Origin of the sequence: Dokdonia ponticola, assembly GCF_042653865.1 — a bacterium.
In the GTDB taxonomy this organism is placed as follows: domain Bacteria; phylum Bacteroidota; class Bacteroidia; order Flavobacteriales; family Flavobacteriaceae; genus Dokdonia; species Dokdonia ponticola.
Map to the genome: position 1 here is coordinate 202,708 of NZ_JBHSFV010000009.1, position 15,564 is coordinate 218,271.

The window sequence follows — 15,564 nt, forward strand, 5'->3', positions numbered from 1 at the left end:
TACATTAATAAATACGACATTTACATATATTTTGAAACTTAAAAAGTACCTTTATTATCTTGGGGCAATTGCCTTTATGTCGCTTACTTTGGTGAACTGTGCAAAAAGAGGTTCTCCTACGGGAGGTCCTACAGACAGTATTCCACCGGTATTTATAAAATCAGAGCCACCTAACTTCACGACCAATTTTGAAGGAAATAGGATTCGCATTTATTTTGATGAGTATATCAAACTCAAGGATTATCAAAAGCAACTCATCATCTCTCCGCCTCTTGAAAATAGTGTGATTTCACCACAAGGATCTGCAGCTAAGTATGTAAATATTGAGATAAAAGATACACTAGAACCTAATACGACCTATGTATTTAACTTCGGGCAAAGTATTGTAGACAATAATGAAAGTAATCCCTTTTCTTATTTTAAATATGTGTTTTCTACAGGCGATTATATAGATAGCCTTACCGTTAAAGGTTTTATTACTGATGAGTTAAAAAGTAAGCCTGATAATTTTGTGTCTGTGATGCTATATGCCGTAGATAGTACATTGACAGATTCTATTATTTATAAAGAGCGCCCGAGGTACGTCACCAATACACTAGATAGCCTTACTACATTTGAAATAGGGAATATAAAAAAAGGCAAGTACATGCTTATCGCAATGAAAGACGAAGATGCCAATTTTACCTTTCAACCTAATAAAGATAAAGTAGCTTTTTTAAAGGAATTTATTACTGTACCTAGTGACAGTAATTATGGTCTAAAGCTGTTTAAAGAAGTCCCAGAAACTAAATCATCACGACCAAGACATTCAGGTTCTAATAGAATTACCTTTGGTATAACAGGCCCTGTGGATAGTATTTCTATAGATCTTCTTTCAAAAACACCTACAGATTTTAGGTCTACGATTTCCAGAAAACCCAATACGGACACGCTGTACTACTGGTTTAACCCTAAGCCAGACATAGACTCGCTCGTTTTTGAAGTAAAAGGCCCTAAATATAGAGATACCCTGATCGCTAAACTTCGCGAGCCACAAGCAGATTCCCTACGCCTTTCTTCAAAAACAGGAAGAACCATCGTGATTGATGAACCTTTTGAAATAAGAAGTAATATTCCGTTAGAAAAGGTAAAAGATAGCCTTATTAGTGTCGTAAAAGACTCTATACCCATTGACTACAAATTGCTTCTTTCAGAAAGAAACACAATAATCTCTCTAGCATTTAAATCTGAAGAAAAAACCAAATATACTATTACGGCACTACCTGGTGCAATGACCGATTTTTTTGGAAATGTCAACGACACGTTAACATTCACATCAACAACAAAAGAATTATCTGATTATGGCAACATCAGACTAACGTTAGTAAATGCAAAAAACTTCCCGTATATCATTCAATTGACCGATTTAAAAGGAGAAGTCATACAAGAACGCTATACTACCAGTGAAACGGTATTTGACTTTAACACCTTAAAACCTTCTAGCTATTTGATACAATTTATCGAAGACAAAAATGGTAATAAGGTATATGACACAGGAAACTACCTTGAAAAAAGACAGCCTGAAAAAGTCATTCATTTTGGAGGAGAAATCGAAGTAAATGCGAGTTGGTTTAAGCAGGAAAGATTTGAATTTAAGGATTAACTAAGCGTAAATACATCTCGATCTTCCAAGAAAGGTAATTGCTTTCTTGTGGTTGTGATATGCGATTTTGACAACGTAGCTGTGAGTATGGTTTCTTCCGCTTTCGCGAAAGCAATCTCATTCCCAAGTACATTATACACCCCAGAATGCCCTACATATTCAAGTCCGTTGCCGTCTAGTCCTACTCGATTGACTCCTATGGCATAACTCATGTTTTCTATGGCTCTCGCCTTCAATAACGCATCCCAAGCAGCGACCCGTGTTTTTGGCCAATTAGCTACATAAAGGATCACATCATAATCTACCGTATTACGTGCAAAAACTGGAAAACGCAAATCATAACATATTTGCGGAAACAGTTTCCACCCTTCATATTCTATAAGTACGGCATGTTTTCCAGCAGTATATAATTCTCCCTCTCCCGCCATCATAAAGCGATGACGTTTATCATAAAAGACTATAGCACCATCGGGCTTCACAAACAAGAACCGATTATAATAGTTGTTGTTTTCAGTAATAATGATACTACCACAAATGGCTGTGTGTTTTTGTTGTGCCCATTTTTTTAGCCACACGACCGTGGGCCCGTCCATAGTCTCAGCCAAGGGTACAGGGTTCATGCTAAATCCTGTTGTAAACATTTCTGGTAAAATAACGAGCTGTGTCTCGTCAGAAACTTGATGTAATAAGACATCCAGATTACTTCGGTTTGCCGTTGCATTTTCCCAAACAAGATGCGTCTGAATAATCGCGATTTGCAGTGTGTTTGTCATAGTATCAAAGATACAAGAAGTTTAAAATTAAACAGAGATAATTTTAAAAATGTAATATTGCAATATTTAAATTATAGATAATTCTGTATCATTTTTATAGCTACAAAATCACCTAAGTTTTATACAATATCTGAGTGCTATATTTAGTATTTTTGAAAACTGACACATTAAAACCAGATGATGCACTAGAAAATTTATCACTCCTTGAAACCACTTCAAAATCAAGCGTTTCACTTTGTTTTTTAATGTAACCATAGCGATGCTATGCTGAAATTAATAAAACACTAGATTTTATTGCGGTTTCTAGTCTCTTTACGAAGTTCTATTGCATAATCTAGGTTAAAATCAAAGAAGTATTTACATGAGCACATCAGATACCTTATATGTTTTTGATATAGACGGCACCCTAACCGATAGTATTCCTACCTATTTAAAGGTCATCACAAAAGTATTAGGAGATATAGGCCTTAAAGATATTGACACAGATTATGACAATTATTTGCATCATACAGATCGATATGCTTTGGAATATAATTATGAACGTAATTATGGGAAGAAAGCACCAGACTCGCTTCGATTTGAGCTCGATACTCTGCTAGGAATAGAACTTCAAAAACATGATCCTGTCATCGAAATTCCTGGTGCTAGAGATCTTTTATTCCGTTTTAAAGAAGCTAAGATTCCTTTTGCATACGGAACAGGTGCTTTCCCTAAAGCTACAGGCGTTAAAATGAGAGATGCTAAAATTCCGTTGATTGAAGAAGTATTAGCAACATCCATTACTAGTGTTTCTAGAGTAGGTTTTGTTAAAGAAGCTATTGAAAAGTCAAAGAATTTCTACGATAGAGACTTTAAAAAAATAATCGCTGTTGGAGATGGATTATGGGACTTAAAAGCGGCACAAGAACTCAACATTGATTTTTTAGGTGTGGGATTAAAAAACAAAGAAGTGATGAAGCAACATGGATGTACCAATTGGGTAGAAGATTTTAGGCATTATAAAATTTAAGTATCTTTAGTACTTTGTTAACTATCAGATCACATGACAAAGAAATTACTATTCACCCTGATTTTTTTTATTTTTTATATTTCCTCACTAAATGCACAAAATACAGAGTCACTGTCAAGAATTGCAGACTCTCTCCAATTTAAAGAATTTAAAAATGAAGAAGCTTTAAAAATCAGGGAAAATATCCTACAGAAGTCTTCAAAAACAGATTCTTTATACGGATTTAATAAGATCCGATATTGGTCTACACAGGGATCACTCGCCATTCAAAATAACGAAGTTGAAAAAGGGCTAATTTATTTAGATTCTGTTTGGCAATATAAAGAAGTAACTCCCTCAGACGACTATGCGTTAGACTACTTAACCTCATCTGTTGCTAATTATTATGTAACATCATTTCCTAGTAAGGGTGTTGATTTTTGCCTGACTATTTGTAGAGAGTATGTTGCTTTTTTAAAATCCAAAAAAGCATCTGCAGAAATGATTCAAGCAATTTATTCCGATCTAGGTTTCCTCAATAATTACTCAAGAAAATACAAAGCATCTTCTTATTACAATGCATTAGGGATAGAGCTTATGCAACAAGAAACAGTCATAGACTCTTCATTAATCTCTGAGTACTACAACTGGATAGGCTCTAATTATAGTGATCAAGATATATTAAATAAATCTTTAAAATACTATAAGAAAGGGGTTGCTTTTGGATTAAATAGTGATATGAAAGACCCCTATCCTATTATTCATAAAATAGGTAATTATGTAAACGAACTCTTGATTTATGGCGATTACGATGCTGCCTTCAAAACATTACAATTATTAGAAAGCAAAAAAGAAGCATGGTTAGACTCTGAATATTTAGGGCATATGTTTGATCCCCACGAACGTCCAAGTTCTATCATTATGACTCAGCTTTATTTTCACCTCCCTTTTTTAAGGTATTATGCGCAAATCGGTGCTGTTGATAAAGCTAAAACCGTTTTTGCAAAAATGGAAACCATCAAAGAAGGACTGGTCAATACAAGATGTGATTTCTTAGAACCTTATTCTCTAGCTGTACTAAAAATGGAAATGGTGTGGACTCCAGAAGAAAACAAGAAATATCTTAGCGCGTTTACCGAAGAAATGAAGCGTAATGATTGTATCCATAATTATAGTGTTGCTAAGTTTATGCTGGGTAGAGTATATTTTAATTCTGGCGAATATGATCTAATGAATACCGAGTTTGAAGATATCGCTATTGAAGGGGCTTCCTATTTTAAAACATTTCAGGCGAGAGTTAAAAACCTACGAGCACAAGCGGCACTTAAAGTAGGTAATAAAACTGCCTTTATAGCAAACTTACAAGAAGCTGTTGTAAAGCTAATGAAAGACAGTACTCATCTCAAAAACAAACGTCTTTCTATCACTTCCTTTGAAAAAGACAACTCAGCATTAACCATCAATACGATGCTAGAAATTGCAGACGGTTACGACCAACTTTACCAATCAACTAAAGATTCTCTTTATCTGTACAGAAAAGCAGATCTCTCTTATATCACCGCTCAAAAGTTTAATCAGTTGTATAAAGATGGATTATTTAATGCCAACTTAGAGCAGTATATGTTTCAAATCAATCAAAACTTATTAGATCATCAAAGCTTATTTGAAGACACTACGCAATTAGTGAATTTAATAGAAAACAACGGATCACAACACCTCACAGCCACCTTCAATAGAAAACGAAACATCTACACAGAAATACCTGAAAAACTAGATGTTCTCAAAGACATTGTGGATATAAAAATAGAGGCTATTCGATCTAAAGAAATAACAGATGCACCAGAAAAACTAGACGCACTTCAAGCAACCTCAGACAGTATTAAAACAGTTATACAAGACTTACACGACAAAAAAACAAACACGGCCAATGTAGAATGGTCACTAACTGCTTTTCAAAATATCCTCTCAGATAATCAATGTATCATACGGTATGTAATTGGAGAAAAAAGCATTTTTGGGATTCGGATTCAAAAAGACGAACATAAAATTGTAAACTTAGGAGATAGGATACAGCTGAATACCCTCATAGACAAACAGCGTGCTGTCATATTTGACAGAACCGCTTCCTATCGAGAAACCTTTACAGATCTGTATACAAAACTAGTTGCTCCTTTCCTAGAAGATCTAGCGAATCCATCAGAGAAAGATCTCACCTTCATTACTCAAAACGAATTAAGTTATGTGCCATTTGCGGCACTTATAAATCCCAACGGAAATTTTTTAATTGAATCAAATCCAGTCTCAACTGCTTTTTCCTTACCCCTTTTGAGCGTGCAAAAAGAATTAAAAAGTAACGGGAAGCGATTAGGGGTTTTTGCTCCTATCTACGCTCAAAATTCGAAGATGCCCAGTGACTTGATGGCATTACAAAGAAGTGGCTTTTATGAGCTTCCGTTTGCCCAAGAAGAAAGTAAGGAAATCAGCACTATTTTTAATGGGGACTTGTATACAGGCACTAGCGCATCAAAAGAAATATTTATACAACAAAAAGAGCAATACGATATCTTACACCTAGCGATGCACGCCCTCTCAAACACAGAGGGTTCGCAACAATCAAGTCTTGTTTTTTCTGAAGATGAACGGCTTTTATTTGATGAACTATACACCTATAATATCCCAGCTCAACTTGCTGTATTGAGTGCTTGTAATACAGGAACAGGAATTTTAAAGGAAGGAGAAGATCTTCAAAGTCTCTCAAGGGCATTTACTTATGCAGGGACTAATAGTACATTAACGAGTTTATGGAATGTAAATGATCAATCTACCAAAGAGATCATGAAGTCGTTTTACATACATCTAAAAGAAGGAGATGCAAAACACATCGCTCTCCGCAAATCAAATCTAGAATACCTTAACAAGGCATCAGAAGATGTATTAAGGCATCCTTATTATTGGGCAGGTTTTGTAGTAAGTGGTAACACCGCTCCTATTACACAAACATCCTATTTCTGGTGGTATATTCTAGGTGGAATCTTGGTTTTGGGTTTGTTGTATACGCTTTCGCGAAAGCGTACAAAACCTAACGAATGACTTTCAAAAGTGCTTTAGCCTCTTTAGAGCGGTACCCCTCACTCTTGCTCATTTCCTCTAAAAGCGAAATGCTTTTTTTGTCCTTCTCTTTGATGTATGCCAACGCAAGATACCAACGTGATTTTTCGTAAAAATCATCCTTGAACGTTTGATGTTTTTCAAGAAGAGGAATCGCTTGGTTGGTGTCTCCTAAAGCTAAATATGCATTGGCAGCATAGAATAAAAAGTACGGTTTTTGTGTTTTTGAAAACTCTGCTTCAAATCCATCTATCGCACCCTTATAGTCTTTGGTTTCATACTTAAAAAAGGCTTCCTGCTCCAAAGTTTCAAGTCCCTCCCCGCGCTCTATAGGTTGCACAATATTACGATAGACTTCAAAATTTTGTGCAAAAAGATCATCGGTATTGGTGGTATTTATAAAAAACTTAGATCCATACACACTCAGACCTATAATGATACAAGCAGCAATCGCATATCGTAAAAAAGTAGTCGAAGAGGTTTCTGGTTCTTGATCCTCTTGATGTTCAAAAGCATCAAATTGTTGTTTTAAATCTTCTTTTCCTGTTTCTACAAGAACTGCATGAAGGTCCTTTTCAAGCTCAAAAGTAGCTTTAAACTCAGGATCAGTATCCAATAGCGTTTCCAATTCGACACGTTCCTGGTCAGTAAGTGCCTGGTGGAAATATTTATGTATAAGTGCATCCTTATCCATTGTTCTGGGGGTTCATCATTGTTTTTAGTTGCTTAAGACATCTAGACTTCTGCGCTTTCACTGTATTTTCATTTTCATAGTTGGCCGCGATCATGATCTCTTTAATTTTAAAACCCTGTAAATAAAAGAGTTCTAATATATTACGACATCGCTCACCTAATGTCTTAAAGTGTTCTTTTAAAGCCTTTTGCCGATCTGTAAGCTCTGTATTGTCAACTTCTACTAGGGCTTCTGTGTCTTGAAAATCATCAACAAGCACTAATTTTTTTTGAGCTCTTAATTGCTCATAGAGTTTAAACTTACCTATCCCAAAAAGATAGGTTTTTATACTACTCGTAAATGCTTTTACCTTGCCTTTCATAATATTTTCATACAAGGCAATCATGCTCTCTTGATATACATCTAAAATAGCATCTTGATCTAGATCATATTTACTAGCAAAGGCAATAAAAGCATCTCTATACCCTTCATAAATCACTTGATAAGCGACCGGATCTCCGGTTCTAAGTGCTTTAATTGAGGGCTCATTTTTCATTTATGTAGTCTAGTCCTAAAAAGTTAACAAAAAATCTAAATTAATTTTTTTTTTTGAGACTGTGTTAACCTTTTCAAATTCCTTGCATAAAGATGTGAAATTAATAACAACACATTATGAAACGCACATCTTTATTAATCGTAATCCTCACAGTCTTTTGTAGTACAAATGCAGAAGCACAGCTATTTAAAAAACTAAAGAAAAAAGTAGAGCAAAGAATAGAACGAAAAGTAGATGAACAAGTAGATAAGGAGCTGGATGATGTTTTTGATGGAGAAGCCGAAGAGAAAAAAACAAAAAAAAAGAAAAAGAAGAAAAACAAAAAATCATCAGATACAGAAACCACTACTCCAAGTGAAGAAACAACAGAAACGCCTGAAATCTCTTTTGAAGCCTACTCAAAATATGACTTCATTCCTGGTGAAAAGTTAATAGCCTATGATGATTTTTCTACAGATCCTATAGGAGATCTACCTCAAAAATGGAATACCAACTTAAGCTCTGAAGTAGTTACAATAAATACAACACCTGGTAACTGGATGCGCATAGGTAAAGGCGTGGGTGTTTATGTGTTTTCAGAGATACCAAGTGATATTCCAGAAGACTTCACATTAGAATTTGATATTATTTACGACTTTGCTCCAGACTCATGGGCTTTTAAAAGACACCTAAATGTTTTATTATCAGATTTAGCAGACCCAAATATGTACATGGGGAATCACAACCAAGGGAAGAATTATGCTAAAATAGGTATTGGTGTAGGTAGTGGTAGTGGAAGAGGTATTTTCTTTACAAAAAAGACCCCTAATAAAGCACTAAATATGACGAGTAAAAGTTATCCCACTCCTTTTTCAAAAGAAGGGTCACCTTACGCAGTCACACATATTTCTATTCTTAAAAAAGGAACCCGTATAAAGGTATATGCCAATGAAGAAAAGGTCATAGACATTCCAAGAGCTACAGAGCCAGATATCTTATTTAAAACGATCCGTTTTGAATCTGAAATCACTCCTGAAAATCAACACTTTTATCTTAATAATATCAAATTTGCTACAGGTGTGAATAGTGCCGATCGCTTATTTGAAAATGGAAGCTATCAAGCCCACGGAATTACTTTTGATAGCGGATCGGCGAGTATCAAAGCTTCTTCTTATGCTACGTTAAAACAAATAGCCGAAGTGATGAAAGCAAACCCAACCAAATCTTATAAAATTGTGGGACATACCGATAGTGATGGTAGCGACGAGGTAAATCTGCCACTCTCAGAAAATAGAGCAATTGCGGTACAGGAAGTATTAAAAAAAGAATTTGACATTGAAACCTCAAGGCTTCAAACTTCGGGAAAAGGAGCATCAGAACCTCTTTCTAATGAAAACACAACGACTGCGAAAGCTCAAAATAGACGTGTAGAAATCATTCAACTGTAAAAATAAAAAATTAGTAAACCACAGATCCCGCTGAAAAACGGGATTAGCCTGCTTACCAGCATAGGCAGGTTCAACTAACTATTTTGTATGCGTCTTTCAGACTTTATAAAACAGCGTTTCACTAACAAATTAGCCATCATCTGAATGGGGATCTCTCACTGTACTATTTTGAATCGATATGTTTCCTATAACGTAAGAAACAACCCTTATCAAACCTAGTACACTTCTCTCACTAAAACTCCCCATTTTTTGTTTTGTTTGCGCCTTATGTAAGGCGCAAACATTAAACAAAATAAATACGTGTTCATTTTAAAAAGAATCATATTATGAAAACCATCAACTTTACACGCATCCTCTTTCTATGCATACTTCCTGTAGTTATCATGAGTAGTTGTGGCCAACAAGAAACCAAACAAAAAGCTTCACAAACCCTAACCAATAGCTTCACTGCTGAAGTTAATGGAAAGCCCTATGAGGCCGTTCATGTTACTGGATTTATTACACCTGGTCTACATACACTGCTCCTCACAGGAGCTATGGGAACTGGAGAAGACATTCAGTTATTCCTTCCTGAAGACATTACAGCGGGCACCTATGATTTTCCAAGCATTCAAGGAAAGTATCAAGAAAACGAAGAACAATCTGGATTTGCCACAAACGGTACACTCACGATTCTTTCTCATTCTACGACGAACAAAACCATAAAAGGATCGTTTCATTTTACCACAAAACCACTATTGAAAGGAGACCCTTCTTTTGATATTACAGAGGGAAGTTTTGATATAAGCTATTAAAGGATTTTTAAAGAAGTAATATCTTACGATAAAATTTCCATGAGAGACGTCACCCCTTGCATTTTTGCATGATCGTACGCTGTATGACCGCGTTCATCCTTATGGCTTTTATCAGCTCCTTTTTCTATAAGGAGTTTTGCTATTTCTTCCTGTGCAAACGTAGCCGCATAAATAAGGGCTGTCGCTCTATTAAAATTAACAGCATTTACGTCGGCACCTGCATCTAAGAGAAGTTTGGCAATCTCAGGGTATCCTTTAAAACAAACCCCCATTAAGGGTGTATTCCCCGATCCATCTTTTGCATTTACATCGGGTGCGTGTTCTAAAATAGCTTTAGAAACATCCACATGCCCATAGTACGTTGCTAGTAATAAAGGCGTTGATCCTCTGGGGTCTTTTATGTCTACAAGTTCTGGATGCGCGTTCAGTATTTTTGAAACCGTTTCTAAGTCGGCAGAGCGTATCGCATCAAATAATGAATTATTCATGGGATTAAGATATAAAAAAACAAGATACGTACTACTCTTTTTTATGCAAGAAGATCGTTTTTAAAAAAATCACAGTGTACCTGTATTTCCTTTATCTATTTTATAGATTTCCGAATCAAAAAGAGCGTAAACTATACTTTTAGTACTTCGTTATTCTCCATATTTCTATTTTTTCTAGTTCTTAATTAATAAGGAATATGCTACATTTAATGTCTATGAAGACATTAAGCACACTTTTTATTATAGGTTTGACCTACGCTCAAGTAACCGCACAAATGTATTATTTTCCAGAACGCGCTGCTTTGTGGGAAGAGATCACTTCTGAGGAGGCGCGTGTAAATGGCGATGGTCTTGCCGATGTGATCGCTTTCGCGAAAGCGAACGAATATTCAGGCTCAAGAGATCTACGGATTGCTATTTTGGAAGGGTTTAAGCGCGAACCTTTCCATGAAATTTTAGGGCCTACAAAAAAACGTGGTGGTCCTGCAGGTATGATTTTAAAAGACGGAAAATTACTTGCGCAATGGGGAGATACAAAACGCGTAGATATGACTTTTTCTGTCACCAAAAGTTTCTTATCCACTATGGCTGGGCTTGCTTTAGACAAAAAACTCATTACTAATGTAGATGATCCTGTAAAAAACTATCTCTGGGATGGGACTTTTGACGGACATCATAATTCTCAAATCACATGGCGACAGTTATTACAGCAAAATAGCGCGTGGCAAGGTATACTTTGGGGTGGAAAAGACTGGGCAGATCGTCCGCCTAGAGAAGGAGATCTTGATGACTGGCAATATGCAGCTCCCAAAACACCCGGCACTGTCATGGAATATAACGACGTGCGTGTCAATGTTCTTTCTTACAGCCTTTTGCATGTTTGGCGAAAACCACTTCCTCAAGTTTTGAAAGAAAAGGTCATGGATAAAATAGGGGCTTCTACTACCTGGAGATGGCATGGATATAAAGATGCTTGGGTAGAAATAGATGGACTGCAAATGAAATCTGTCACAGGTGGAGGCCACAGCGGTGCTGGCCTTTTTATTAGTACAGAAGATATGGCTCGTTTTGGACTCCTCTTTTTACATGACGGTGTTTGGAACAATGAACGGATCATCTCTTCGGAGTGGATTCAAAAAGCCATCGAACCTTCTATTCCGAACGTGAATTATGGGTTTATGTGGTGGCTCAATAAAAAAGGCCCTAGACATTGGGAAGGTGTTGGTGAAGAGGTGTACTATGCGGCTGGGTTTGGAGGGAACTTTATTATCATAGATCGCAAACATGATCTTGTGGTAGTAACTCGTTGGTTAGAACCTAGCAAAATAGGCGAATTTATGGCGAAACTCACCAAAGCTTTATAAGAGATAATAACCTATGAGAACCTACGGCAAACGATTTCTGAAAATTATAGGGTATATCTTAGTTATTCCTATGGTATATATCGTCATTTCTTTGATTCTAACCTACATTCCGGTTTCAGAAAAAATAGAAGGAGCTCAAAAAAAGCATCTCATATATCTCACCACAAATGGGGTGCATAGCGATATTGTACTTCCTAAAAATTTGATGATACCAGCCTTACTTAAAGACCAAAAGTATCATCCTAAAGAGCAGTTTTTTGCCTACGGCTGGGGAGAAGAAAATTTTTATATCAATACTCCTACTTGGGGTGATCTTACGTTTTCTACGGCGTTTAGAGCGGCTTTTTTGAAAAGTAAAACACTCGTTCATGTGACGCGATATCGCTCCAAACGAAATCAATGGATTGCTGTACCTGTCACCGATAGACAACTCGAAAAGCTGAATACTTATATCCTAGCCGCTTTTCACGAAGATGAAAATGGAAAGCAAGTTATAGAAGGTGCTACCTATACCCTAGACAGGGATACCTTTTATAGAGCCAAAGGAAATTATATGTTTTACAATACCTGTAATACGTGGGCGAATACCGCCCTTAAAGAGAGCCAAATGAAAGCGAGTTTATGGACGCCTTTTGACTTTGGGGTTTTAAGATGATATGAGGAGTGAATTCTTATTTTACCATATGCTTTCGCGAAAGCGAATACCAAAAAAAAGACCATCTATCAAAAATAGATGGTCTCTAAATAGCACCTTTATTAATTACTTTTTAATCAATTTTTTAGTAATAAAATTAGTCTCTGAATATAAGGTGACAAAATACACTCCTGAAGATAGCTTTGAAATATTAATCTCCTCTGCGGGATTGTTGGTTAGTACCAATTGTCCGTTAATATTGTATACCTCAATATTTGTAAGCGCTACCTTAGATGCTACTTGAATCACATCAGTTGCAGGGTTAGGGTATATGGAAATTGCATTTTCTAAAGAGACATCTTGAACACTTAACACTTCTTCAATCACAAGGTTTTGTGTACAGGTATCCGTATTACCACTTGCATCTGTTGCTGTGAACGTAAGTTGATATGTGTCTGCAACCAACACTGTACCTGCAACTGGATTTTGCGTAATCGTTACTGAGCAGTTATCTGTTGCTGTAGTATCACCATTTGCCACATAGTCAGGCAATGTAAATGTTTCTCCTTCGTTTATTTCTATAGTGTTTACTACAACACAATCAAGAACGGGAACTTCAGCATCTACCACGGTTACGTTAAAAGTGTCTGTCACGGTATTTCCTGAATCGTCCATCCCTGTAATCGTCACTAATGTTGTCCCTACAGGAAAAATTTGACCTGCGGGCGCATCTGTGGTAAAACTGGTACTAGAACAGTTATCATTTATAATAATAACAGGAAACGAAACCATTGCACTACACATGCCTGCATCTGCATTTTCTGTAATATCGGCTACGGGAACTATGGTGGGATTTATCGTATCTACCACGGTCACTGTTGCTGTACAAGTATCTGAATTTCCGCTAGTATCTGTTGCAGTAAATGTTACGGTATTAGTCCCAATATCATTACAATCAAAAGCAGAGGGTGTTACAGAAATACCTCCTAGAGCAACATCATCTGTAGAGCCATTATTTATATCACCTGCCAATATACTTGCATTTCCATTGGCATCCAATTGTATCGTAATGTCTTGACATACAGCTACTGGAGGTGTTGTGTCTGCACTACAATCTGTACTAAAACTGCTTTGAGGATCAATATTTGTCCAGGTCATATCACTATAGGTTACATCATCTACTTCGATACACGTTAAATTCGGGTTATTGTTTGCTCTGAAATTGTTTGTTGTAATGCTCGTATTATTACCGTTTGCTGCATTTAAACTAGTCAACTGATTAGAATTACAGAATATAGATTCTAGTATTGGATTATTAGACACATCTAATGAGGTTAGTTGATTTTCATTTAAATTAAGAGAAGTCAACATACTAAGGCTAGATACATCTAAAGACGATATCTGATTGGTATTACAAGAAATGCTTGTTAAATTAGGATTATTAGAAACGTCCAAAGATGTCAATTGATTAAAATTACAAGACAGCGATTCTAGTGCCGTATTATTTGAAATATCTAAAGACGTTAATTGATTAAATCCGCATTGTAATCCTGTAATAGCCGTAAATGCTTCAATTCCTGTTAGGTCTGAGATATTAGAAGTATTAACCACAACAGTTCCTGTATATGCACTTGCTTCGCTACATTCAATCTCAGTATTCCCATTGGTATTGATATCGACATCTCCTAAAAGTATTGTTTTAAAGTTAGCGTCTGGAATGTTTACTACGCAAGCTGAATTACAATTTGTACTAAAACTAGTTTGGGAGTCTATATTTGTCCAGTTGGCATTACTGTAGACAACATCATCTACTGTAATACAAGTTAAATTAGGACAATCACTTGCAAAAAAATCTGAATCTCCAGTAGCCATGTTATTACCATTTGCTACGTTTAATTCATTAAGTTGCGCATTAACACCTACAAGAATTCGAGTAAGTACTGTATTTGCACTTACATCTATGCTAGTTAAAGACGTATTTACAGCGATAAACTCGTCTAGAACACTATTTGTGCTTAGATCTATGGCAGCAATGTCTGTATTTGATATATTCAAATAAGTTAAAGATGTATTTGCGCTTACATCTATACTACTAAGTCCAGTTTCGGAACAATTAAGAGAAGTTAACGATGTAAATGCTTCAATACCTGTTAAATCTTGTATGTTAAGAACAGTCAAAAATAATTGTCCAGTAAACGATGAAGCCTCACTACACTCTATCTCATTATTTCCATTAGTATTCACATTTGAAGATCCTAAAAGAAAGCTTTTAAAGATAGGGTCTGGTATATCTACAATGCATGTAAATTCAGGACAACTTTCGCTGTAGGCGTCATTAGGCGTAATCCAATTACTATTTGGTGTAAAGCCTGGATCTATCTGTACACAGGTAACTAGAGTGCCTTGTACTTGAAATCTTGTTACATTACCATTATTACCATTTGCCATATTTACAGCAGTCAGATTTGTAGTATGCCCTTTAAAATCGATAAGTTGGGTAAGCATACTTAAATCTAGTTCTCCAGAAATATTGGTTTGCTCTATTAATAGCTGTGTAAGCTTTGTATTTTGAGAAATATCTATGCTTGTTATTGGATTTGCAAACGCTTGTAAGCCTACAATTTCTGTAAAAGCTTCTATTCCTGTAAGATCTTGTATCCCCTGATTTGCCACAGAAATGCTTCCTGTATACGCCACAGCTTCGGCAACTTGGATTTCTCCATCGCCATTAGTATTAATATTTGTATTTGTTACTAATAGCGATTTGAAAGTAGCATCGGGTATCGATACGTTTTGTGCGTACCCATATAAACTAAAGGCTACACATACTGCAATAAGTAGTTTTGATTTCATAAGTTCTTGTTTTTTACATCTTTATTTATGGCTAAATAACATAGAGATCGACGATCATTTTGACCTCAGTTTCCGAATAGCTGTTTTGAGTTTCTAAATTTTAAAGGAGGGACTAATGATGTATATGCTTTCGCGAAAGCGAATACCAAAAACAAAAAAGATCATCTATCGAAAATAGATGATCTCTAAACAGTAACTTTATTGATTATTTTTGATTAGTTCCTGGATATAATCTCACAAAATACACTCCTGAAAATAGTTTTT

General features: G+C 35.9%; 12 protein-coding genes. 7 read left to right on the forward strand and 5 right to left on the reverse strand.

The features are described from left to right. Nucleotides 1-31: 31 nt before the first annotated feature. Nucleotides 32-1,642, forward strand: a complete 1,611-nt coding sequence (locus tag ACFO3O_RS14880) for an Ig-like domain-containing domain (protein WP_379980182.1) — start codon at nt 32-34, stop codon at nt 1,640-1,642. Here the strand turns inward: ACFO3O_RS14880 and ACFO3O_RS14885 are convergent. After that, a complete protein-coding gene (locus tag ACFO3O_RS14885) occupies nt 1,639-2,415 on the reverse strand; it encodes an amidohydrolase (protein WP_379980184.1) in 777 nt (258 codons plus the stop codon). The genes ACFO3O_RS14880 and ACFO3O_RS14885 overlap by 4 nt on opposite strands. Nucleotides 2,416-2,776: 361 nt before the next feature. On the opposite strand from ACFO3O_RS14885, the gene ACFO3O_RS14890 reads away from it, so the two are divergent. Both ACFO3O_RS14890 and ACFO3O_RS14895 read left to right on the forward strand, forming a co-directional pair. After that, a complete protein-coding gene (locus tag ACFO3O_RS14890) occupies nt 2,777-3,424 on the forward strand; it encodes an HAD family hydrolase (protein WP_379980186.1) in 648 nt (215 codons plus the stop codon). Between the two features lie 33 nt (nt 3,425-3,457). Beyond that, nucleotides 3,458-6,493 (forward strand): CHAT domain-containing protein, encoded by a 3,036-nt coding sequence (locus ACFO3O_RS14895; protein WP_379980188.1) that lies wholly within the window; start codon nt 3,458-3,460, stop codon nt 6,491-6,493. Here ACFO3O_RS14895 and ACFO3O_RS14900 read toward each other — a convergent pair. Together ACFO3O_RS14900 and ACFO3O_RS14905 are read right to left on the reverse strand one after the other, a co-directional pair. Then, the gene (locus tag ACFO3O_RS14900; protein WP_379980190.1) at nt 6,483-7,205 is read right to left on the reverse strand and encodes a hypothetical protein; all 723 of its coding nucleotides are present in this window, start codon (nt 7,203-7,205) and stop codon (nt 6,483-6,485) included. The genes ACFO3O_RS14895 and ACFO3O_RS14900 overlap by 11 nt on opposite strands. Further along, complete coding sequence (locus ACFO3O_RS14905; RefSeq protein WP_379980192.1) at nt 7,198-7,740, reverse strand: RNA polymerase sigma factor; 543 nt, start codon at nt 7,738-7,740, stop codon at nt 7,198-7,200. Before ACFO3O_RS14905 ends, ACFO3O_RS14900 begins: the two co-directional genes overlap by 8 nt. A gap of 116 nt (nt 7,741-7,856) precedes the next feature. On the opposite strand from ACFO3O_RS14905, the gene ACFO3O_RS14910 reads away from it, so the two are divergent. Further along, nucleotides 7,857-9,167 carry an OmpA family protein gene (locus ACFO3O_RS14910; RefSeq protein ID WP_379980194.1) on the forward strand — a complete coding sequence of 437 codons (1,311 nt, stop codon included), beginning with the start codon at nt 7,857-7,859 and terminating at the stop codon, nt 9,165-9,167. A gap of 326 nt (nt 9,168-9,493) precedes the next feature. Then, on the forward strand, nt 9,494-9,961 hold the full coding sequence (locus ACFO3O_RS14915; protein WP_379980196.1) for a DUF6252 domain-containing protein: 468 nt from the start codon (nt 9,494-9,496) through the stop codon (nt 9,959-9,961). 23 nt (nt 9,962-9,984) lie between these two features. Here ACFO3O_RS14915 and ACFO3O_RS14920 read toward each other — a convergent pair whose 3' ends face one another. Continuing rightward, entirely contained in the window at nt 9,985-10,449 is a 465-nt protein-coding gene (locus ACFO3O_RS14920; protein WP_379980198.1) for an ankyrin repeat domain-containing protein, read from the reverse strand. 209 nt (nt 10,450-10,658) lie between these two features. Between ACFO3O_RS14920 and ACFO3O_RS14925 the strand changes: the two genes are divergently transcribed. After that, entirely contained in the window at nt 10,659-11,813 is a 1,155-nt protein-coding gene (locus ACFO3O_RS14925; RefSeq protein WP_379980301.1) for a serine hydrolase domain-containing protein, read from the forward strand. Nucleotides 11,814-11,826: 13 nt separating this feature from the next. Beyond that, the gene (locus ACFO3O_RS14930; RefSeq protein WP_379980200.1) at nt 11,827-12,468 is read left to right on the forward strand and encodes a DUF2459 domain-containing protein; all 642 of its coding nucleotides are present in this window, start codon (nt 11,827-11,829) and stop codon (nt 12,466-12,468) included. Nucleotides 12,469-12,573: 105 nt separating this feature from the next. On the opposite strand, the gene ACFO3O_RS14935 is transcribed toward ACFO3O_RS14930, so the two are convergent. Beyond that, nucleotides 12,574-15,300 carry a T9SS type A sorting domain-containing protein gene (locus tag ACFO3O_RS14935; RefSeq protein WP_379980202.1) on the reverse strand — a complete coding sequence of 909 codons (2,727 nt, stop codon included), beginning with the start codon at nt 15,298-15,300 and terminating at the stop codon, nt 12,574-12,576. Nucleotides 15,301-15,564 lie beyond the last annotated feature (264 nt).

Coding starts and splice junctions, on each gene's coding strand:
- ACFO3O_RS14910 (WP_379980194.1), top strand. CDS start 7,857: ATGAAACGCACATCTTTATTAATCGTAATCCTCACAGTCTTTTGTAGT.
- ACFO3O_RS14890 (WP_379980186.1), top strand. CDS start 2,777: ATGAGCACATCAGATACCTTATATGTTTTTGATATAGACGGCACCCTA.
- ACFO3O_RS14925 (WP_379980301.1), top strand. CDS start 10,659: ATGTCTATGAAGACATTAAGCACACTTTTTATTATAGGTTTGACCTAC.
- ACFO3O_RS14935 (WP_379980202.1), bottom strand. CDS start 15,300: ATGAAATCAAAACTACTTATTGCAGTATGTGTAGCCTTTAGTTTATAT.
- ACFO3O_RS14895 (WP_379980188.1), top strand. CDS start 3,458: ATGACAAAGAAATTACTATTCACCCTGATTTTTTTTATTTTTTATATT.
- ACFO3O_RS14930 (WP_379980200.1), top strand. CDS start 11,827: ATGAGAACCTACGGCAAACGATTTCTGAAAATTATAGGGTATATCTTA.
- ACFO3O_RS14900 (WP_379980190.1), bottom strand. CDS start 7,205: ATGGATAAGGATGCACTTATACATAAATATTTCCACCAGGCACTTACT.
- ACFO3O_RS14885 (WP_379980184.1), bottom strand. CDS start 2,415: ATGACAAACACACTGCAAATCGCGATTATTCAGACGCATCTTGTTTGG.
- ACFO3O_RS14915 (WP_379980196.1), top strand. CDS start 9,494: ATGAAAACCATCAACTTTACACGCATCCTCTTTCTATGCATACTTCCT.
- ACFO3O_RS14920 (WP_379980198.1), bottom strand. CDS start 10,449: ATGAATAATTCATTATTTGATGCGATACGCTCTGCCGACTTAGAAACG.
- ACFO3O_RS14905 (WP_379980192.1), bottom strand. CDS start 7,740: ATGAAAAATGAGCCCTCAATTAAAGCACTTAGAACCGGAGATCCGGTC.